Annotated in this window: 19 protein-coding genes; 6 read left to right on the top strand and 13 right to left on the bottom strand. The window is 30.6% G+C overall.

The features are described from left to right. A partial coding sequence (gene uvrA, locus ABI549_RS06640; protein WP_348075677.1) for an excinuclease ABC subunit UvrA occupies positions 1-2,261 on the bottom strand: 2,261 nt, incomplete at its 3' end. Between the two features lie 256 nt (positions 2,262-2,517). Between uvrA and ABI549_RS06635 the strand changes: the two genes are divergently transcribed. Next, positions 2,518-3,102 carry a sigma-70 family RNA polymerase sigma factor gene (locus tag ABI549_RS06635; protein ID WP_348075676.1) on the top strand — a complete coding sequence of 195 codons (585 nt, stop codon included), beginning with the start codon at positions 2,518-2,520 and terminating at the stop codon, positions 3,100-3,102. A 50-nt stretch (positions 3,103-3,152) separates the two neighbouring features. Then, positions 3,153-3,296 (top strand): hypothetical protein, encoded by a 144-nt coding sequence (locus tag ABI549_RS06630; protein WP_348075675.1) that lies wholly within the window; start codon positions 3,153-3,155, stop codon positions 3,294-3,296. A gap of 16 nt (positions 3,297-3,312) precedes the next feature. Here the strand turns inward: ABI549_RS06630 and nth are convergent, their stop codons facing one another. Further along, positions 3,313-3,972, bottom strand: coding sequence for an endonuclease III (nth, locus tag ABI549_RS06625; RefSeq protein WP_348075674.1), 660 nt, complete (start codon positions 3,970-3,972; stop codon positions 3,313-3,315). Between the two features lie 97 nt (positions 3,973-4,069). On the opposite strand from nth, the gene bcp reads away from it, so the two are divergent. Next, complete coding sequence (gene bcp, locus ABI549_RS06620) at positions 4,070-4,522, top strand: thioredoxin-dependent thiol peroxidase (RefSeq protein WP_348075673.1); 453 nt, start codon at positions 4,070-4,072, stop codon at positions 4,520-4,522. A 95-nt stretch (positions 4,523-4,617) separates the two neighbouring features. Here bcp and ABI549_RS06615 read toward each other — a convergent pair whose 3' ends face one another. The 3 genes from ABI549_RS06615 to ABI549_RS06605 all read right to left on the bottom strand — a co-directional run bounded on the left by ABI549_RS06615 (position 4,618) and on the right by ABI549_RS06605 (position 8,567). Beyond that, the gene (locus ABI549_RS06615) at positions 4,618-5,712 is read right to left on the bottom strand and encodes an alpha/beta hydrolase (RefSeq protein WP_348075672.1); all 1,095 of its coding nucleotides are present in this window, start codon (positions 5,710-5,712) and stop codon (positions 4,618-4,620) included. A 134-nt stretch (positions 5,713-5,846) separates the two neighbouring features. Beyond that, positions 5,847-6,995 carry a helix-turn-helix transcriptional regulator gene (locus ABI549_RS06610; protein ID WP_348075671.1) on the bottom strand — a complete coding sequence of 383 codons (1,149 nt, stop codon included), beginning with the start codon at positions 6,993-6,995 and terminating at the stop codon, positions 5,847-5,849. A 108-nt stretch (positions 6,996-7,103) separates the two neighbouring features. Beyond that, positions 7,104-8,567 carry a TonB-dependent receptor gene (locus ABI549_RS06605; RefSeq protein WP_348075670.1) on the bottom strand — a complete coding sequence of 488 codons (1,464 nt, stop codon included), beginning with the start codon at positions 8,565-8,567 and terminating at the stop codon, positions 7,104-7,106. A gap of 83 nt (positions 8,568-8,650) precedes the next feature. On the opposite strand from ABI549_RS06605, the gene ABI549_RS06600 reads away from it, so the two are divergent. Both ABI549_RS06600 and ABI549_RS06595 read left to right on the top strand, forming a co-directional pair. Beyond that, positions 8,651-9,415 carry an MBL fold metallo-hydrolase gene (locus tag ABI549_RS06600; RefSeq protein ID WP_348075669.1) on the top strand — a complete coding sequence of 255 codons (765 nt, stop codon included), beginning with the start codon at positions 8,651-8,653 and terminating at the stop codon, positions 9,413-9,415. Positions 9,416-9,418: 3 nt separating this feature from the next. Beyond that, entirely contained in the window at positions 9,419-9,886 is a 468-nt protein-coding gene (locus ABI549_RS06595) for a hypothetical protein (RefSeq protein WP_348075668.1), read from the top strand. Between the two features lie 59 nt (positions 9,887-9,945). On the opposite strand, the gene fumC is transcribed toward ABI549_RS06595, so the two are convergent. After that, the gene (gene fumC / locus ABI549_RS06590) at positions 9,946-11,343 is read right to left on the bottom strand and encodes a class II fumarate hydratase (protein WP_348075667.1); all 1,398 of its coding nucleotides are present in this window, start codon (positions 11,341-11,343) and stop codon (positions 9,946-9,948) included. Positions 11,344-11,592: 249 nt separating this feature from the next. Between fumC and ABI549_RS06585 the strand changes: the two genes are divergently transcribed. Further along, positions 11,593-11,760, top strand: a complete 168-nt coding sequence (locus ABI549_RS06585; protein ID WP_348075666.1) for a hypothetical protein — start codon at positions 11,593-11,595, stop codon at positions 11,758-11,760. A 107-nt stretch (positions 11,761-11,867) separates the two neighbouring features. Here ABI549_RS06585 and pheT read toward each other — a convergent pair whose 3' ends face one another. The 7 genes from pheT to ABI549_RS06550 form a co-directional block, all read right to left on the bottom strand. Beyond that, a complete protein-coding gene (gene pheT, locus ABI549_RS06580) occupies positions 11,868-14,288 on the bottom strand; it encodes a phenylalanine--tRNA ligase subunit beta (protein ID WP_348075665.1) in 2,421 nt (806 codons plus the stop codon). A gap of 164 nt (positions 14,289-14,452) precedes the next feature. Further along, complete coding sequence (locus ABI549_RS06575; protein ID WP_348075664.1) at positions 14,453-15,637, bottom strand: cytochrome c peroxidase; 1,185 nt, start codon at positions 15,635-15,637, stop codon at positions 14,453-14,455. Positions 15,638-15,716: 79 nt separating this feature from the next. Continuing rightward, positions 15,717-17,057, bottom strand: coding sequence for a YHYH protein (locus ABI549_RS06570; RefSeq protein WP_348075663.1), 1,341 nt, complete (start codon positions 17,055-17,057; stop codon positions 15,717-15,719). A 75-nt stretch (positions 17,058-17,132) separates the two neighbouring features. Beyond that, positions 17,133-18,155: a cytochrome c peroxidase gene (locus ABI549_RS06565; RefSeq protein ID WP_348075662.1), complete on the bottom strand. Its 1,023-nt coding sequence runs from the start codon at positions 18,153-18,155 to the stop codon at positions 17,133-17,135. Beyond that, a complete protein-coding gene (locus tag ABI549_RS06560) occupies positions 18,152-18,844 on the bottom strand; it encodes an MbnP family protein (protein ID WP_348075661.1) in 693 nt (230 codons plus the stop codon). The genes ABI549_RS06565 and ABI549_RS06560 overlap by 4 nt, the downstream gene beginning before the upstream one ends. Beyond that, positions 18,837-19,301, bottom strand: a complete 465-nt coding sequence (locus tag ABI549_RS06555; RefSeq protein ID WP_348075660.1) for a hypothetical protein — start codon at positions 19,299-19,301, stop codon at positions 18,837-18,839. The genes ABI549_RS06560 and ABI549_RS06555 overlap by 8 nt, the downstream gene beginning before the upstream one ends. A gap of 2 nt (positions 19,302-19,303) precedes the next feature. Further along, positions 19,304-19,570 carry a hypothetical protein gene (locus ABI549_RS06550; RefSeq protein WP_348075659.1) on the bottom strand — a complete coding sequence of 89 codons (267 nt, stop codon included), beginning with the start codon at positions 19,568-19,570 and terminating at the stop codon, positions 19,304-19,306. Positions 19,571-19,580: the final 10 nt, after the last annotated feature.

Genomic DNA, 19,580 nt, shown 5'->3' with positions numbered 1-19,580 from the left:
CCATTGCAAGTCTCGCAAGGCAAGGAAACATCGGCCATAAAAACCATTTCAACATTTATAGCACCTTCTCCTTTACAGGTTTCGCAACGACCACCATCAACATTAAACGAAAAATGTTTGGCTTGATAACCACGATTTTTAGATAGTTTTTCTTTCGCATACAACTCTCGGATATCATCATAAGCTTTGATGTAAGTTACTGGATTAGAACGTGAACTTCTACCAATTGGGTTTTGATCTACATATTCGATATGATGAATTTTATGATAAAAACCACGCATTTCAGTAAACTGACCCGCTTTTTCACCCACGCCATCAATCTTTTTTTGCATCGCTGGAAAAAGAATTTTCTTGACCAAAGTACTTTTTCCTGAGCCCGAAACACCTGTAATTACAGTAAGCATTTCTAACGGAAACTTAACATCTACATTTTGCAAGTTATTCTCACGAGCACCTAATATTTCGATATATGTAGAAGATTTTCGTCTGGTTTTTGGCACTGAAATTTCTAAATCTCCGTTTAAATATTTTGCTGTTAATGAGGTTGATTTCAATATTTCATCAAAAGTTCCTTGAGCTACCAATTCTCCACCAAAAGTTCCTGCTTCTGGACCAATATCTATAATCATATCGGCAGCTTTCATAATATCTTCATCATGTTCGACCACAATCACAGTATTTCCTAAATCACGAAGCGAAATAAGCACCTGAATTAGTTTTTCAGTATCTTTTGGGTGCAAACCAATGCTTGGTTCGTCAAGAATATACATAGATCCAACCAAACTACTTCCTAATGATGTGGCTAGGTTTATTCTTTGAGATTCACCTCCAGATAGCGTAGCTGAATTTCTGTTTAAGGTTAGATAATCTAATCCAACTTCTTGTAGGAATGATAATCGATTATTGATTTCTATTAGTAATCGCTTGGCAACTTTAGCATCGTAATCGGATAATTTTAAATCTTTGAAAAATAAAACCGTATTTTTTATAGATAAATCGACTAAATCAGGTAGCGTTTTTCCGCCTACTTTTATATTGTACACTTCTTGACGCAATCTTTTTCCTTTGCAAGCATGACATTTTGTTTTGCCACGATAGCGAGAAAGCATCACTCGATTTTGAATTTTATAATTTTTTTCTTCTAGTTCTTTAAAGAAATCATTCAAACCCTGAAAATATTTATTACCGCTCCAAACTAAGTCTTTTTGAGCATCTGATAATTCAAAATAAGGTTTGTGAATAGGAAAGTCGAACTTATGACTATTATTTACTAACTCGTCACGAAACCAACTCATACTTTCTCCACGCCAAGGAAATATAGCGTTTTCATATATAGATAAAGCAGTGTTTGGTATAACCAACTCCTCATCGATGCCAATAATATTACCATAACCATCGCAAACCGGACAAGCACCGTAAGGATTATTGAAACTAAATAAATGCACATTTGGTTCTAAAAAAGACAATCCATCTAATTCGAAATTAGCACTGTAACTGTATTTTTTATCAGTATTTACTTCTTGTAAATAACAGATTCCCTTGCCTTCATAGAAAGCTGTTTGTACAGAATCAGCCAATCGGTTATAAAAATCTTCTTCCTCTTTTACAACAATTCGGTCAATGATTAGTAAAGTATCTTTAACATTCAATTTTTTATCGACTAATTCATCAAGGCGAATCATTTCATTTTTAACCAAAATACGAGCAAAACCTTGTTGCAAAAGTACTTTTAGTTTGTCTTCTAATTTCCGTCCTTCTTCTAGATGAATAGGAGCGAGGAGCAACCATTTAGAATCTATTTCGAAGGTTTTTACATCATTTATAACATCAGAAACTGTGTTTTTTTTGACTTCAAGACCAGAAATTGGTGAAATAGTTTTACCAATTCTTGCATATAATAATTTCAGATAATCATAAATTTCGGTCGAAGTTCCTACAGTAGATCGAGCATTTGTCGTGTTCACTTTTTGTTCGATAGCAATCGCTGGAGCAATTCCTTTGATGTATTCAACTTTTGGTTTGTCTAATCTTCCCAAAAATTGTCGTGCATAACTAGACAAACTTTCTACATAACGACGTTGTCCTTCGGCATATAAAGTATCAAAAGCCAAAGAAGATTTTCCAGAACCTGAAAGTCCAGTAATGACTACTAATTTATTACGGGGAATAGCAACATCAAGGTTTTTTAAATTATGAATTTGAGCGCCTTTGATAATTATATTTTCCTTTGGATTTAGTTTTGAAATATCTTGATGAATCATTTTAAAAGTCAATTTTTACAAAGATAATCAATTCTGCTTTTTTATTGTAATTTGTGTGTAGTCTCTTTTTTGCTTAGACATAGCTCTCAACTTAAATTTTTATTAATTATTTTAAACAAAATGTTAAATTTTAAAATAATGTTGTTAATGTGAAATAAATTGCTTTAAATTTGAATTCTATAAATATATAAAATTAAGCTTATAACAAAGAAATACTTTAAAAAAAGAGATAAACCTAAAATCTAAAAGTATTGTTATGGCTATAAATCAACTCCCAGATGCTTTATTGGTAAGGCGTTACATCGATGGCGATGAAACAGCATTATCTATATTAGTAAAAAGACATGAGTCTAAAATTTTTGGTTTTATATATTCAAAAATTTTAGATAGAGATATTTCAGATGATATATTTCAAGATACATTTATAAAAGTTATTAAAACACTTAAAAGTAATTCATATAATGAAGAGGGGAAATTTTTGCCTTGGGTTATGAGAATTGCTCACAATTTAATTATAGATCATTTCCGAAAAACAAAAAAAATGCCGATGTATCGTGAAACAGAAAACTTTTCTATTTTTTCGATTATGAGTGATAATTCTCTGAATATTGAAAATAAAATCATTACCGATCAAGTCGAGAAAGACTTAATTAAGCTCCTAAAAGAATTGCCAGATGATCAGAGAGAAGTGGTTGAAATGCGTATTTATCAAGATTTAAGTTTCAAAGAAATTTCCGAATCAACAGGAGTTAGTATTAATACAGCATTAGGTAGAATGCGTTATGCATTGATAAATTTGAGAAGAATAATTGATAAAAATCAAATTATTTTAACCAACTAAGCAATATTTTTTTCTAGTTTGCGTTTTACTATAAAATTATAAATAATAGTATGGCAAAAATTTACTCTAAAAAGAAAAATGTAACTCCTAAAATGTTACCAAAAAAAGAAACAGTTAGTTTTATATTGAACTATTCTAAAGCATTAAGAATAGAGAAAATAGGAGAGGGGACTTTCGAAACGATTTTGAATTAACCACAAAACGCTCAAATTATTGAGCGTTTTTTTTATAATAATCTTTTAAAACGGATTGTCTTCCAATAGTTTTGGTAATAATATCTTTGTCTAAATTCCAACCACGAGCTGGAGAATATTCGCGTCCGTACCAAATAATTTGTAGGTGTAAATCGTTCCAAATTTCTTCAGGAAATATACGTTTGGCATCTTTTTCGGTTTGAACTACATTTTTTCCATTAGTCAAATTCCAACGGTACATCAATCGATGAATATGTGTATCTACAGGAAAAGCGGGAACGCCAAAAGCTTGACTCATCACTACACTTGCAGTTTTATGTCCTACGGCAGGCATAGCTTCTAAGGCTTCGAAACTTTGTGGAACCAGACCATTATGTTGCTCGATAATCATTTGAGATAATCCAAAAATCCCTTTCGATTTCATAGGAGAAAGACCGCAAGGGCGGATAATTTCTTTAATTTCTTCAACCGAAAGTTTTACCATATCGTATGGATTATCAGCTTTTTCAAAAAGAATTGGTGTAATTTGATTCACACGAACATCGGTACATTGTGCTGATAGCAAAACTGCCACTAGCAAAGTATATGGGTCTTTGTGGTCGAGCGGAATAGGAATTGTAGGATATAATTCTTTTAACGTATTTATAACAAAAGTTACACTTTCTTTCTTGGTCATTTTGGTTAAATTTGAAATGTAAAAATACAATTTTTGATTGAAGATTGTTGAATAACGATTTTTGATTTCAGATTTTCAAAAATAAATATTTAAAAAAATGACAACACTAAAAAAAGGAGATAAATCACCTAGTTTTTCAGCTTTGGATCAAGACGGAAATGCACACAAATTATCTGATTATACTGGAAAAAAATTAGTAGTATTTTTTTATCCAAAAGCAAATACGCCAGGTTGCACAGCAGAAGCTTGTGATTTGAGTAATAATTATTCTCGTTTTACGGCAAATAATTATGCTGTTTTAGGCGTAAGTGCAGATTCGGCAAAAGCACAACTGAAATTTAAAGAGAAATTTGATTTTCCTTTTCCACTTTTAGCAGATGAAGATAAAGCAGTTATTGAAGCATTTGGTGTTTGGGGGCCAAAAAAGTTTATGGGAAAAGAATATGACGGAATACATAGAACGACTTTTATTATCGATGAAAAAGGTATTATTGAAGAGGTAATTACAGCTGTAAAAACTAAAGATCACGCCAAGCAGATATTGGGTTAATATCTGTTTAAATTTTAAACAGAAAAAATATAAAAAATAAGCACTACTAACCCAATTGATTCAATCTTTTTGGAGTAGTGCTTATTTATTTTCTTTTACAAAGTTTTGATACTCTTAAAAATTTTATATTGTGTTTCTACAACAGATTGATTAAAACCATGAGCTGCTTTTGGCAATAAAAAATATTCTTTTTTAGGTGCTTTAATTTTATCAAAATACTTTTTTGAGTTCTCTTTTGGTGTCATAATATCTTCATTTCCTTGTATTAAATACACAGGAATTTTAAAATCTAAATTGTCTCTCATTAAATTAATGGTTGAAATCATTGATTGAACTCCTAATTTATCATCTCCAACATAATTCACAAACGAATAATCGTCGCCATCTTCTCTGTTTTTTTCATCTATTTCATTGTCATAATCAGGAGAAAGCTGAAACCAATTATTAGGAGCAGGTGTCGAATTTGCTCTTTCATATTTTTTTAGAACTTTAAATAATAAACCGCAGCTTTTTGCTCTACTATATGGTGGTTTTCCAATAGTATTTAATATTTCTAAACTCTCTTTGTCATTCCTGTCTTCAGCCATTTTATAAATTTTAGTATATAATTCCAAATTAATTCCAGGACTAACAATCTGAGAATGTCCAACATAAGCATAAAAAAGATCTGGGCGTTTAGAAACTATTTTTACTCCAAGTGAAGAACCCCAAGATGTGCCAGCAAGTATAATTTTTTGTTTTCCTAAATGTTTCAAAAGATATTCTGAAACACAAACACCATCACTAGTCATTTGTTCTAAAGTTAAAGGATTTGATTTTAAATATTCTGGAGTTAATTCTTCAGGTGGCGAATTGCGTCCATAAGTTCTTCCAGCGCCTCGTTGATCCCACTGAACAATAATAAAATCCTTTTCTAAATCTTTATATAAAACGTCAATATAAGGACTTATTGTACTTCCAGGTCCTCCATGAATGAACAAAATAATTGGTTTCGAAGGATTTCCTTTTATGGTAACCCATTGTTCAATACCATTTATTAGAACGTATTTTTCTTCATAAATTTCATTTTTAATATCATAATTCTTTTCAATAGTTTCAGTTTTTAATTCTGGTTTTGTGTCGATTTCTTTTGATTGTGCCAAACACAGAAATGATGTTAGTAAGGAAATAAATGTGATTTTGATTTTCATAACTTCAAATTTTAATTGTTAGTATTAATTTGAAGCAAAATTGCACCAGAAGTTTAACATTGGCGACCGAATAAAAAAAGTCGAACCAATTTGTAGTAATTAAATTGGTTCGACTTTTTACAAAATACTTATAATCAGTTATTTCTGAATTCTGTTGGTGTTTGATTCGTATGTTTTTTAAAAGCAGTATTAAATGATGATTTTGAATTAAAACCGACTTCGTAAAGAATTTCTAAAACAGTATACTTCTTTTTAGATGGATCTTTTAAGATTTGCATGGCTTTTTGTATTCGAAATTCATTGATGAAATCGAAAAAATGTTGATTCATATGATGATTAATCAAAATAGATAAATCGCGGACAGGAATATGAACTTGTTCAGATAATTCTTGTATGGTTAATGATGAATCGAGATAAGATTCTTTTTCTAAAACATGTTTTTTTATAAATTCAATTTGCAAAATAATTTCTGCCGATTTAGGAGTTTCTGTTAATTGGTTCTCTGTTGAAACAACTTTTGTATTTAAGATTTTGTTTACCAATAACATATTTGAATCTAAACCTTTAAAAAGATCAGGATTGTTTAACGCTTTTAATACAAACCAACAACTTATGATTAGCGCAATCGTTCCGATGACTAAATTTGACGAGTTAAGAAAAACAGAATAATTAGTATATCTTATGATTGATTTAAAGAAAACAATGCAATGAGCAATTAGAAAAAATACAGTCATTTGAAACAACCATTTGTATGATGAGTTGTTCGTATTGGTATAATTTTCTAAGTAAATTTCTCTGTATTTTTTTAAAGAAGAAAAAACTAAAATAATATAAAAAAAGTATTGTAGTTCTGCTAAAATATAAAAAAAACGAATTTCAAACAGTTGCTTAAAGTGTTGGTAAATGTGAACGTTTTCAAATGTAGTTGCTAAATAAAATCTTGGAATAAAAATCAAATTTGCAATTGCAAAAGGAAGTATTAAGAGTAAATGTTTTGGTTTTAATTTAAAATCTGAATGACAAACTGCTTTAACATATAAATAGAATATAGGCATGATTAGCAAGCTAGCCGTCATTCTAAAAACTTCAAAATTTAAATTAGTCTCAAAATATTTATCGGTAAAAAAACTACTCAAATCGAATGCTGTAAGTATAAGAAAACTAGCAAAAAGTCTATTTGAAAGTTTGTTTTTTGTGTTTACAGTTAACAAAAAAGAGGCAAGAAGCAACATTACAAAAATGGAAATTAAAGTAATAGTATTTAAAAAATTAGATTTATCCATTTAGTGTTTTTTATAATTTAGGCTTTAATATTCAAATATAAACATATTAATAAAAAAATCCTGAACCGTTTTTCACAATTCAGGATTCATTTATATTGTTCTATTTTCTTAAGCTTCAATTAAAATTTTATTATTATAACCAAAAAGATGGTCTTTTTTAATAAGATCGGCAATTCCGTCGGGTAACATTTTTTCCCAACCAGGTGTGCCATTGTGAATCATTTTAAAAACTTCGCGAGAGAAAATTTTAAGATTTTCTCTTTCAAAATCGGTGATATCGGTTACTTTTCCGTTGTAAGCGAAGAATTTGTACAATTCCTTCATACGAGGATGTACCTTTAGATTTTGTGAGTTTATTACATTACCAACTTCATCTTCCATAGGATACAAGAAAACTTTTAAATCTCGGTAAAATAATTTACCAAAAGCTTCTAGAATTCCACCACTCAAATGGCGGTAATATTTTTCATCAAATATGTCAATTAGATTGTTTACACCTAGCGCCAGTCCCATCCTTGCTTTTGTATAAGAAGAAAAATACTCGACTACTTTAAAATATTCTTGAAAATTAGAAATCATAACTGTTTGTCCTAACGAACAAAGTAGTTCGGCTCTATCCATAAAATCTCTTTCATCTATTTCTCCATCTGAACGAAGATTAGAAAGTGTGATTTCGAAAATAACCAATGTATTTTCTTTTTTTACTTTATTACCATCTACAAACATTTGTAAAGATTTCTCGTACATGTCCATATTTACTTTGGTTACAGGACGGAAACTTCCTCGCAATGCCAAAATATTTTTTTTGTATAAAACTGCTGCTGGTAATATGTTTTTTCCTGTTGGATCGAACATTACGGCATCGGTCATGCCATTTTTTACCAATTGTAAACTCATTAATCGGTTATCTACATCGGCAAATCTTGGTCCTGAAAAATTGATAGTATCTATTTCTAGTTGGTCTTTGTCAATATGGTCATACAAATAGCGCAACAATCTTTTCGGGTCATTGTATTTGTAAAATGCACCATATATTAAGTTTACACCTAATTTTCCTAAAGTTTCTTGCTGCAGTTTTGCATCAGTTTCCTTAAACCTAATGTGAAGTAATATTTCGTTATAGGCTTCATCAGGCTCAATTTGATATCTAATTCCTACCCAACCGTGACCTTTAAACTGTTTTGCAAAATCTATTGTAGCAACAGTATTGGCATAACTAAAAAACATTTTTGTAGGATGTTTGTCACGTTTTAGTCGTTGCTCCATCAGTTCACTTTCGTGAGATAGCATTTTTTTTAGACGACTTTCGGTAACATAACGACCATCGTCTTCAATACCGTATATGGCATCACTAAAATCTTTATCGTAGGCAGACATTGCTTTTGCAATTGTACCAGAAGAACCACCAGCTCTAAAAAAATGGCGAACAGTTTCCTGTCCAGCACCAATCTCGGCAAAGGTTCCGTAAATATTATCGTTAAGGTTTATACGCAAAGCTTTATCAGTTGTTGACGGTATTTGTTCAATAACTTTGTCTCCTTTTAGCGTAATTTCTGTTTCTGAATTTCTCATACTTGGGGTAAATACTTTACAAAGTTAATAAATTAGACAGCTTTACATAAAAATAATCTTTATTTTTGTGAAAAATATTTTAATTGAAAGTCTATTTTTTAGGTACTGGTACTTCACAAGGCATTCCTGTTATTGGTAGCGACCATCCTGTATGTCTTAGTAAAGACCAAAAAGATAAGCGTTTGCGGGTTTCTGTGTGGATAGAATGGGAAAATAATTCTTTTGTAATAGATTGTGGACCAGATTTTAGACAACAAATGCTCACTTCGGGTTGTCCTAAAATTGATGCTATTTTGTTTACCCACGAACATTCCGATCACACGACGGGTTTAGATGATATTCGACCATTTTTCTTCAAACAAGGAAATATTCCTATTTATGGTCATGAACGGGTATTAAAAAATCTCAAGAAACGTTTCGACTATATTTTTGAAACCGAAAATAAATATCCTGGTTCACCAGGTGTTTCTCCGATAGAAGTTGAAAATGATGTTTTAATTGAAATTGATTCAAAAAATATTATTCCCATAAATGCAATGCATGGCGATTTACAAGTTTTTGGTTATCGTTTTGACAACTTTGCTTATCTGACCGATGTAAAAACTATTGAAAAAGCGGAAATAAATAAGCTTAAAAATCTAGATGTTTTGGTAATAAATGCTTTAAGAGAAGATGCTCATAACACCCATTTTAATTTGCAAGAAGCTTTAGATTTCATTAATATTGTGCAACCAAAAAAAGCTTATTTAACACACATTAGCCATACTTTTGGTTTTCATGAAGAAGTACAAAAAAAATTGCCTGAAAATCTGTTTTTGGCTTATGATAATTTAATAATTAATATTTAAAAAATGAAAAAACTGGTTTTATACGGATTAATATTCTCTGTATTATTGAATATTTTTCAATACATGTATTCGACAAAAAAGTTTAATTTTGATGAAAATCGTGCTGAGAAATTTAAGGTAAAAATGAACGATAGCATTGCTAAAATTGTAGCTGAAAAAGAAGATGGAGATTATTTCTCTTTAGCTTACGACGAGAAAGCACAAGATTATTTAGAAGGTTACGATGTTCAGAAACTAATGCCACAAGTAAAAGAAAAACTAATGGATATGAACTCAAATCCCACAGGTAATAAGTTAATTCCTTATGATAATATGGTGATTAATAAAGTACGTTTTCTAAACCACCGATGGATTATTGCTGATTTTACTGGGGATTCCAATTGGGGAGAAGTTATACTAAAATACTTTATAGAGAAAAATGGTTCTGTTACTTTCGAAACTGCAGAAACTGTTATGTATCCACAACAATAGTTTTTTTTAAAATATTTTAAAAAAACCTGTAATGAAGATTACAGGTTTTTTTTTAGAAATTATTTCAAGCTTCCTACCATTTCTTCAGGTTTTACCCAAGCATCAAAATCTTCGGCAGTAACATAACCTAAACGAACGGATTCTTCTTTTAGAGTTGTCCCATTTTTGTGCGCTGTTTGTGCAATTTCAGCAGCTTTGTAGTATCCGATTTTTGTATTTAATGCGGTAACTAACATTAATGAGTTATTTACGAGCTCTTCAATTCTTTTATAATTTGGTTCAATTCCTTGGGCACAATGCTCATCAAACGACATACAAGCATCTCCTAGCAACCTTGCAGATTGTAGAAAATTTGCTGCCATAAGGGGTTTAAAAACATTTAATTCATAATGTCCTTGCATACCACCTATCGAAATAGCAACATCATTACCCATAACCTGTGCGCAAACCATTGTTAATGCTTCACACTGTGTTGGGTTTACTTTTCCTGGCATGATAGATGATCCTGGTTCATTTTCTGGAATTAAGATTTCGCCAATTCCTGAGCGTGGTCCTGATGCTAACATACGAATATCATTAGCAATTTTATTAAGAGAAACCGCTAATTGTTTCAAAGCACCATGTGATTCAACAATAGCATCATGAGAGGCCAGTGCTTCAAATTTATTTGGAGCTGTTACAAATGGATGTCCTGTAAATTTAGCAATATATTCAGCAACTTTTACATCATAACCTGCTGGTGTGTTTAGCCCTGTTCCTACTGCTGTACCACCAAGAGCAACTTCGGATAAGTGGGCAAGTGTATTTTTTACTGCTTTTATTCCGTAGTTTAGTTGTGCAACATAACCTGAAATTTCTTGACCAAGTGTAAGTGGAGTAGCATCCATAAGGTGTGTACGACCTATTTTAACTACATTATTATATGCCGTCGCTTTTGCATGTAATGTATCGCGTAATTTTTCTACACCGGGAATTGTAACCTCTATAACTGCTTTATAAGCGGCTATATGCATTCCTGTTGGATATGTATCGTTAGATGATTGTGATTTGTTTACATCATCATTTGCTTTAATAAATTGTTCACCTTCTCCAATTTTGTGTCCAGCTAGAACTTGTGCACGATTAGCCACAACTTCATTTACATTCATATTACTTTGTGTTCCCGAACCCGTTTGCCAGATTACTAATGGAAACTCATCGTCTAATTTTCCTGCTAATATTTCATCACAAACTGTTGCAATAGCATCTCGTTTTTCTATTGGAAGTACACCTAAATCACAATTAGCAAAAGCTGCGGCTTTTTTTAAGTAGGCAAAACCTTCTATAATTTCTTTTGGCATAGATGCCGATGGGCCAATTTTGAAGTTATTTCTTGAACGTTCTGTTTGAGCTCCCCAATATTTGTTTGCGGGAACTTTTACTTCACCCATGGTGTCTTTTTCTATTCTATATTCCATTTTGGTTAATTTATTCGTGTTAATTAGATAACACTAGTGTGTATTTGTTTATGTGTAATTTTACTTCGGACTATTTGCTTAAAATTTTAAGTCTAGTGTAATCAAATATATATACAATTAGTATATAACTACAAAAATAATCATTCTTAATTGCTTAAAAAAATGTATTAAAATAAATTTATAAATATTATTGCTTAAAAGAATAATTACATTTACATTTGTACTGTATTATTAATAAATTTGAGAAAGATGTTTGAGTTTCAACAATATTTAGGTTTTATACTTTTTTTAACTGTATTAACGATAGGTTTTTGGTTAATGTTTTTCCTTGTAACTTTTGTCCAATATTGGATTGGCGGTGCTTTGTGGGAATTATATAAAGAGAAAAGAGCAAAAAAGCAGGAAGAATCTAATTAAAATTTAAGTTTAGATAGTTTTATCTAAATTTAATCATAACATAGAATATATAAAAAAAAACAGTAGTAAATTTTACTACTGTTTTTTTATACAAAATTGTTAAATTATTACCTTAAAACAGCTCCCAATTCACTTTCAAAATTATGAGTTAGTTTACTCATTACTTTATCAATTTGACTTTCAGTTAGTGTTTTACTATTGTCTTGTAATACAAAACTAATTGCATATGATTTTTTACCGTTTGGGAGATTTTTACCTTGATAAACATCAAATAAATTAACGTCTTTTAGTAAAGTTTTTTCTGTTTTTTTAGCAATATCAAATATTTTTTCGAATTCGATTTCATTATCTAATAAAAGTGCCAAATCACGACGAACTTCAGGATATTTAGAAATTTCGACAAACTTAATATTGTTTGATATCTGCTTAATAATTGAATTCCAATTAAAATCGGCAAAGAAAACCTCTTGTTTAATATCAAAATGTTTCAAAATCGATTTTTTAACAGTACCAAACTCCACCAAAGTGGAATTTCCCATTTCGTAAACGATTCCTTCAGCAAAAACATCAGTGTTTAATGGTGATGCAATTATTTTTGATAAGCCAAGTCTTTCTAAAATAGCTAGTACATAACCTTTGAACAAAAAGAAATCGGTGGGTTTTTGAGGATTTGTCCAGCTTTCGGGAGTTTTATTTCCTGTCATAAACAAAGTCAAGTGACTATTTTCTTGATTTCCAGATAATAATTTATGATATGTTTTTCCGAATTCGAATAATTTTAAATCATTATTTCTTCGATTAATATTAAACGAAATAGCTTCTAATCCGGAGAATAACAACGATTGTCTCATTGCCGACAAATCGTTACTCAAAGGATTAATTATTAATACATTATTGGTTTCATTTAAGCTATTGCTTAATTTTATGTAACTTGGAGTAGTTAATGAATTTGCCATCATTTCATTAAAACCATTTCCTACAAGTAAATTAGAAATTATATTCTGGATTTTATAATCCTCAGTTCTAGAAGAATGAGAAGTTGTTGCATTAAGCTTTTGTGTAAAATTGATATTGTTATAACCATAAACCCTCAGAATCTCTTCAATTACATCAATCTCACGAGTTACATCGACACGATAAGCAGGAATTACTAGCCCTAAAGCTACTTTAGAAATGCTATTTACTTTAATGTCTAAAGAAGCTAATATATTTTTGATGGTTTCATCTGGAATTTCTTGACCAATTATTTTACTTACTTTTTCAAGATTTAGCATAACTTGGTGGTCTTCTATTTTTTTAGGATAAATATCTATAATATCTGATGTAATATGTCCACCAGAAACTTCACAAATTAAAATAGCAGCACGTTTTAGTGCATATTCTGTAATATTTGGATCTATTCCTCTTTCAAATCTAAAAGAAGCATCAGTACTTATAGTATGTCGTTTTGCTGTTTTTCTAACAGAAACAGCATTAAAATAAGCGCTTTCTAGAAATATAGAAGTCGTATTTTGAGAAACTCCCGAATATTTTCCACCAAGAACACCTGCTATGCAAAGTGGTTCATTTTCGTCACAAATCATAATGTCTTCGGCGCTCAAAGAACGTTCTACATCATCTAATGTTATAAATTTTGTTCCTTCAGCAACATTTTGTACAGTAATTTTTCCGTTAATTTTAGATGCATCAAAAGCATGTAGTGGTTGGCCTAATTCATGTAAGACATAATTAGTAACATCGACAACATTGTTTTTTGGTGTGATTCCAATAGCTTTCAATCTGTTTTGAAGCCAAGCTGGTGATGTTCCGATTTTTATATCAGAAATTGTAACACCACAATAACGAGGTACAAGTTTATTATCGTCTACTTTTACATCAATTTTTAAGGTTCTTTTTTCAATTTTAAAATTAGAAACAGGTGGTGTAATGAGTTCGATATTTATTCCGTTTTGGAGCATTCCAGCTTTTAAGTCTCTTGCCGTTCCCCAGTGTGACATTGCATCAGCACGGTTTGGTGTTAATCCAATTTCGAAAACCTCATCATCTTCGATATTAAAAACGGTTGCAGCTGGAGTTCCAGGTTTTAGATTTTCGTCGAGAATCATAATACCTTCGTGACTATCTCCAAGACCAATTTCATCTTCGGCACATATCATTCCGTGACTTTCTTCTCCACGAATTTTTCCTTTTTTTATTTCGAATGATTTTCCTTCTTTATCATATAAAATAGTTCCTATTGTTGCTACAGGAACTTTTTGTCCTGCGGCTACATTACTAGCTCCACAGACAATTTGAATAGGATTATTATCTCCTAAATCGACTGTTGTTATTTTTAATTTATCGGCATTTGGGTGCTGAATACAGCTAAGAACATGTCCTACAACAATTCCTTCTAAGCCACCTTTTATAGATTGATATTTTTCGACTCCTTCTACTTCAAGTCCCAAATCGGTAAGCATAGAAGCTGTTTTCTCAGAATCCCAATCGGTTTTTATAAATTGTTTTAACCAGTTATATGAAATTTTCATGTGTAGTAATTATTGAAGCGCAAATATAAGTATTGTAATTCGTAGTATAAAAAAAAGTTTTCCTTTTTTGAGATAGAATAATTTCATTTTTAATAGAAAAAATAAAACCTCAAATTCTTTTTAAATTTAAAAAGAATTTGAGGTTTTTATAATTAAAAAATGATTTAGAAAGGGCTAGACCATTTTGAATCTACATATACATTAGTTCCAGAAAGTGTTTTAATAAAAGCTATTGTTGCATTTACTTCGGTTGCTGTTACGTTTAGTTGTTGTCCAAAGCCATTTGGCATTAATCTTGGGTCAAGATTCGTATTTCCTAGTGCAATATTTATATTGCCATAATGTCCTATTACGGTTTGCAGACTTGTAAAAATACCTGTGTGCATCATAGGTCCGTTTATTGTTCCGTCAGGTTTAAGTAAATCTCTTAAAGATGGAGCACGAGTATTTGTAATATCTATTCCGCTACCAGATATGTTACCTATAATTCCGTTATTTCTAGTATTTGGATCGATATCAAATTCAGGAGCAGCATGACAAGTTGCACAACCAAATCCTCCAGAAGTCCTATTTCTAGTTGCATCAAAAACAGGAGGTGTTAAAAATATATTTTTACCTTGATTTTCTTGTGCTGTAAAATTCGAAAAGGGTTGTCCGTCGTTTGCTACTAATGCTCTTCCTGCATCATATTTAGAATCAAATGATTGAATGCTTCTTATGAACTGAGCCAATGCAGTTTGTATTCTTGCTTCGGTAACTTGCTCGTCACCATAAACAAATTTAAAAAGTTCTTTGTAATAACCAATGGCACTTAATTTATCAGTCAAATCAGTTATAGACTGATCTCCATTAGCACCACTAAAACCCATTTCTGCGTGATTCTGGATAGGTTGTGTAGTTTGTATTTCGAGAGTTGCTGCTCGTTCGTCCCAGAAAAATTTTCTTTCAATTGAAAATCTAGAATTTATAAGTCTCATGGCGTGTCTAGAAGTTGTGCCGTTTACACCAGTACTAGCAACACTTGCATCGCTAAAAGCATCAGCTTGTTTATGGCAACTTGCACAAGAAATGGTGTTTGTTGATGACAACTTTTTATCATAAAACAAAACGCGTCCTAGTGTTGCTCCTTTGTCGGTTATTGGATTGCCAGTTGTATTGTCCTTTGTAATATAAGTTGGAATTGTCTGATTTGAATAATTAGACAAATTATTTAAATTGATAGTGCTTCCAAAAGTAGCCTCTACATTTGGGTAAGATTGAGCGATAGGAACATAACTATCATCATTATTGTTACATGATGTAAGTAGTGCCAATGCTAAAGTCACTAATAAAATGTTTCTTACTTTCATAAATGGTAGTTTTGGTTATATTTTTTGGGGTTAACTATTTGACTTTAAATATGAAAAATAGTTTAATTAGAGTTTAAAATTATTTATTAATAATTATTTTATATGTTTTAAAAATTGAACCATCAGATATTTTTACGAAGTAAATTCCGTTATATATTTCATCTGTTTCAATAATACTTAAAGTGCTTCCTTGAAGAATTTTGCTTTCTTTTATAACTTTTCCTAACTCATCAATAAGTTCTATTTTTAAATTATTTTCAGCCATTTGAGATTGAATAGCGATAAAATCTTGTGCTGGATTTGGATAAATTACAACTTTTAAATCATTTTTTATAAAATCATTCGTACTTAAGGTTGTAACTGGTTCCGCTATAGAAGCTACTTTGCCTCCTGTTTTATTACCATAAAAAGTAGGTCCAACAACGTATGGATATGCTGAATTATGATTAGCATCTACAGTTGTAAAATAGCAATAAATGCCTGACGGATATTCTGGTGTGACACAAAAACGGCCATTATGAATATCTAAATAATCCGGACTTGCATTGGCAATAAACTCATAATCTTCACGATAAAGGCCTAAAGGATAAGTTGCACTTACAGCAGGACCATCAGTAACATTGGTACCGTCATATAAAACAGTTCTTGTCGTTATATTCCTTAAGCTAAAACCTGATTTCATTCTAGTTATTGCTCCTGTACCATTTGTATTTGTATAGCCGTATGCACCATATATAGGAAAACCATCATAAGCATATCCTAAAAGAGGGGAATGAACAGTTGGATTAATAACATATAAACCATCCGATGGATATGTATTACAAACTGTAGATAAAACAGTTAAATCTAGATTAAATGCACTTGGATTTTGATGATGATGATAGTTACCGCCAGCTGGATGCGCTTTTGAGCAATCAAATCCGCCTCTTTCGGCTACAATAGCATCTCTATTCCAAACTCCATCACCGGTTCCACCAAGAGGTCCACCAGCATTAGATCCTGTTGAAAGTTTATAAGAGACGCCATCACGATAATCAAATAATGCTACTCCATTTTTAAATATACCAATGTTTCCACCTGAAGTTGCAGTTAATGTTCCTGTATTTTGAGTAGGCGCTAATGGAAATCTAAAAATTGCACCAGCTTGAGAAGTTGCTAAAGTAGGATTGCCGTCTAAAAATGGTCCCGTAATATAAGCTGGAATTCCATTAGTAGTAACGTAGGACCAAAGTGTCGAGTATTGTACCGTTTGTACATTAGCCAATGGGGAATCGGTAATTGGGGTTGGGTTTCCGCTCACATAATGACGACCAGTAATTCCTGTAGAATTTCTAAGCCATCCCGTTATTACTGGATTGGTTTGAGCAAAAGAAGATATTCCAAGAGTTAGAATTCCAAATATGAGACATGTTTTTTTCATAAAAGTTTTGTTTAGATTTTAGGTACTTTTAGTTTAGACAATGTTTTTATTTAATTCTTGCGCAAAAAAAATATTTTATTCTTTTGGGTACGAAAATCGTTTGTCAAACAAAAAATCATTATCGGTTAATGTTTTTAAGAAGCCTTCTAAATCAGTTCTATCATTATCTGATAGATTCATTGGTTTTAATAATTGTTTAGATAATGTTTTATTAGTTATAATTCCAGAATTATAATGTTTAATTACTTCATTTATTGATTTAAACCTGCCATCATGCATATAAGGAAAAGTAAATTTGATATTTCTTAAGGTTGGTACTTTAAAAAGTAAATAATCTTTAGGATCCTGAGTGATTTTCATTCTTCCAAAATCATTTAAAGTTGTATCTATTTCTAAACCATTGTTTTCATATTTATCGCTAGAAAATAAAGGTTCTTGATGACAACTAGCACAATTAGTTTTAAATAAATTATATCCTTTTTTCTCCATCTCTGTAAATAATTCTTCTTTTCTCATTACCTTATCGTATTTTGAATTAGAAGTTTTTAGCATTACTAAAAATTGAGACAAAGCTTTCAACGTTAATTGTCCAGTAATTTGATTTGAGGCAAAGGCATTGGAAAATAATAGTTGGTATTTTTTACTTTTTTGAAGTTTAGAAACAACATTTAGTAAAGTTTCATCCATTTCGACTGGACTTGTAATAGGAGCGAGCGGTTGCATCTCTAAATGATTTACTCCTCCGTCCCACATAAAATTTTTGCTCCAAGCTAAATTTTGTAAAGTTAATGTATTTCGAGTGCCAATTTTTCCTTCTATTCCGTGACTTAAAGCATGATCTACGTGCGTAAAACCAGTCGCTTGTAAATGACAACTAGCACAAGAAATGGTACCGTCTTTAGATAAGATGGGATCGTAAAATAATTGTCTTCCTAATTGAAATCCTTCTTCGGTTAACGGATTATTTTTAAAATCATAATTAGGTTTTGACCAACCTTTTGGAATATCTAAATAAATAGGAGTAAGCTTTTTTTTTACAAAAGCCAATGAAATGATAATTACAAAACTAAAAAATATATATACTATAATTTTTTTCATTCTATGTAAAACATTTTTGTGCTCAAATGTGCTAATTCCATGGCGTTTTTACCAGGTATCATAACAGAATTGGTTTTTGAAAGTTGTATTTCATTAAAAAAAATAGCTAAATTTACTCCGATATCAAGTTGGTTTGATTTTGGAAATAAATCTATTTCTTGCATAGCATAATTGGGGTTTAGGTAGCCGCCAATATGAAACTGAAATTCATTTTTTCTTGTTTTGCAACTACTACTTTTTCCTTCAATTTTCATGTTTATAAAGCCACTTTGCCAAGCCCAATACATTCCTTTTGTAGGATCTAAATCGCCAGATAAAGCACCAGATGTATTCGCAAGACTATCAACACCAACATTAAATGTTATTTTATTTATAATTCTATTAGTTCTTTTACAAATAGGTATTTTTAGTGAGTTTCGATTTTCTATATCAACTAAATGATAGCTGTTTTCTTCAGAAAAAATGCTTTTATCTGTATATTCAATTTGAATTTTGGAAATATAAAATTTAACTAAATTTAGTTGTAGCGTATCTTTATTTTTAGATATATATTTTTTGTTTAATTCGAAAGTATTCGTGTCGAATTTTAAATTCAAATTTATAAATAAAGAATCATTTTCTTTTTGAGCTTTAGAACTTTCAAAAAAAAGCAGACAAATGACGAAACTAAATATTATTTTTTTAATCATTTCGTGGTTTTGGTTTAGAAAAGATTTTAGCCAATTCTTGAGTTAAATCATTAAAACGGTCTAATTGTTCTTTCTTACAAAGTTTTTTTATATCTTGAAAATGTTTAAAATGCATGATTTCTATTTCTTTTTGAATGTTGGCTAACTTATTTATTAAGCTATCCTTAGTTTTATTGTCAACGTCAGATTTTACTAATTCTGAGTATAATTCTTGTTTTGTATTTCGAATTTGTTCTTGTAAATTATCTATATTTCCTCTGTGCCAATGTATTAGTTCTTGGTATTCTTTTACTTGTTGTTCATCAAAACCTAATTTTTTAATAATAATTTCTTTAGGTTCTATTCTTTTATTAAAACCTTGTAATTGATTTCCATAAAAAACAAAAAACACTAAAGTTGAAATATTTAGTATTAAGAGTAAGATTACCGAGAAAGTAAGCAGTTTTATTTTGTTCATAATTAATAGAGTTGATTCGACTTACAAATAGACGAAGCTAATATTTCAGTATCATTATTAGATTTTTTAGATTCTGAAAAAATAACTTCAAAATTTAATGAAAACAAAATTGCAAAAGAAGCCGCTGCAACCCAAATCCATTTATTTGATACTACATTTTGCTCTTTTATTTTATTTTCAATTTTAGAAAACAGCAAATCATCAGGCATAACTTTCGTTATTCCATAGGTGCTATTTATAACACTATTTATCCATTTTTCTTGTTCCATAATTGTTTAG

Origin of the sequence: Flavobacterium sp., assembly GCF_039932285.1 — a bacterium.
GTDB lineage: Bacteria > Bacteroidota > Bacteroidia > Flavobacteriales > Flavobacteriaceae > Flavobacterium.
The sequence above is the reverse complement of the archived record's forward strand: the minus strand, read 5'-3'. Positions and strand labels throughout refer to the sequence as shown.

Excerpts from the sequence above, each read along its gene's own strand:
- ABI549_RS06635 (WP_348075676.1), top strand. The coding sequence starts at position 2,518 with ATGGCTATAAATCAACTCCCAGATGCTTTATTGGTAAGGCGTTACATC.
- ABI549_RS06630 (WP_348075675.1), top strand. The coding sequence starts at position 3,153 with ATGGCAAAAATTTACTCTAAAAAGAAAAATGTAACTCCTAAAATGTTA.
- nth (WP_348075674.1), bottom strand. The coding sequence starts at position 3,972 with ATGACCAAGAAAGAAAGTGTAACTTTTGTTATAAATACGTTAAAAGAA.
- bcp (WP_348075673.1), top strand. The coding sequence starts at position 4,070 with ATGACAACACTAAAAAAAGGAGATAAATCACCTAGTTTTTCAGCTTTG.
- ABI549_RS06615 (WP_348075672.1), bottom strand. The coding sequence starts at position 5,712 with ATGAAAATCAAAATCACATTTATTTCCTTACTAACATCATTTCTGTGT.
- ABI549_RS06610 (WP_348075671.1), bottom strand. The coding sequence starts at position 6,995 with ATGGATAAATCTAATTTTTTAAATACTATTACTTTAATTTCCATTTTT.
- ABI549_RS06605 (WP_348075670.1), bottom strand. The coding sequence starts at position 8,567 with ATGAGAAATTCAGAAACAGAAATTACGCTAAAAGGAGACAAAGTTATT.
- ABI549_RS06595 (WP_348075668.1), top strand. The coding sequence starts at position 9,419 with ATGAAAAAACTGGTTTTATACGGATTAATATTCTCTGTATTATTGAAT.
- fumC (WP_348075667.1), bottom strand. The coding sequence starts at position 11,343 with ATGGAATATAGAATAGAAAAAGACACCATGGGTGAAGTAAAAGTTCCC.
- ABI549_RS06585 (WP_348075666.1), top strand. The coding sequence starts at position 11,593 with ATGTTTGAGTTTCAACAATATTTAGGTTTTATACTTTTTTTAACTGTA.
- pheT (WP_348075665.1), bottom strand. The coding sequence starts at position 14,288 with ATGAAAATTTCATATAACTGGTTAAAACAATTTATAAAAACCGATTGG.
- ABI549_RS06575 (WP_348075664.1), bottom strand. The coding sequence starts at position 15,637 with ATGAAAGTAAGAAACATTTTATTAGTGACTTTAGCATTGGCACTACTT.
- ABI549_RS06570 (WP_348075663.1), bottom strand. The coding sequence starts at position 17,057 with ATGAAAAAAACATGTCTCATATTTGGAATTCTAACTCTTGGAATATCT.
- ABI549_RS06565 (WP_348075662.1), bottom strand. The coding sequence starts at position 18,155 with ATGAAAAAAATTATAGTATATATATTTTTTAGTTTTGTAATTATCATT.
- ABI549_RS06560 (WP_348075661.1), bottom strand. The coding sequence starts at position 18,844 with ATGATTAAAAAAATAATATTTAGTTTCGTCATTTGTCTGCTTTTTTTT.
- ABI549_RS06555 (WP_348075660.1), bottom strand. The coding sequence starts at position 19,301 with ATGAACAAAATAAAACTGCTTACTTTCTCGGTAATCTTACTCTTAATA.
- ABI549_RS06550 (WP_348075659.1), bottom strand. The coding sequence starts at position 19,570 with ATGGAACAAGAAAAATGGATAAATAGTGTTATAAATAGCACCTATGGA.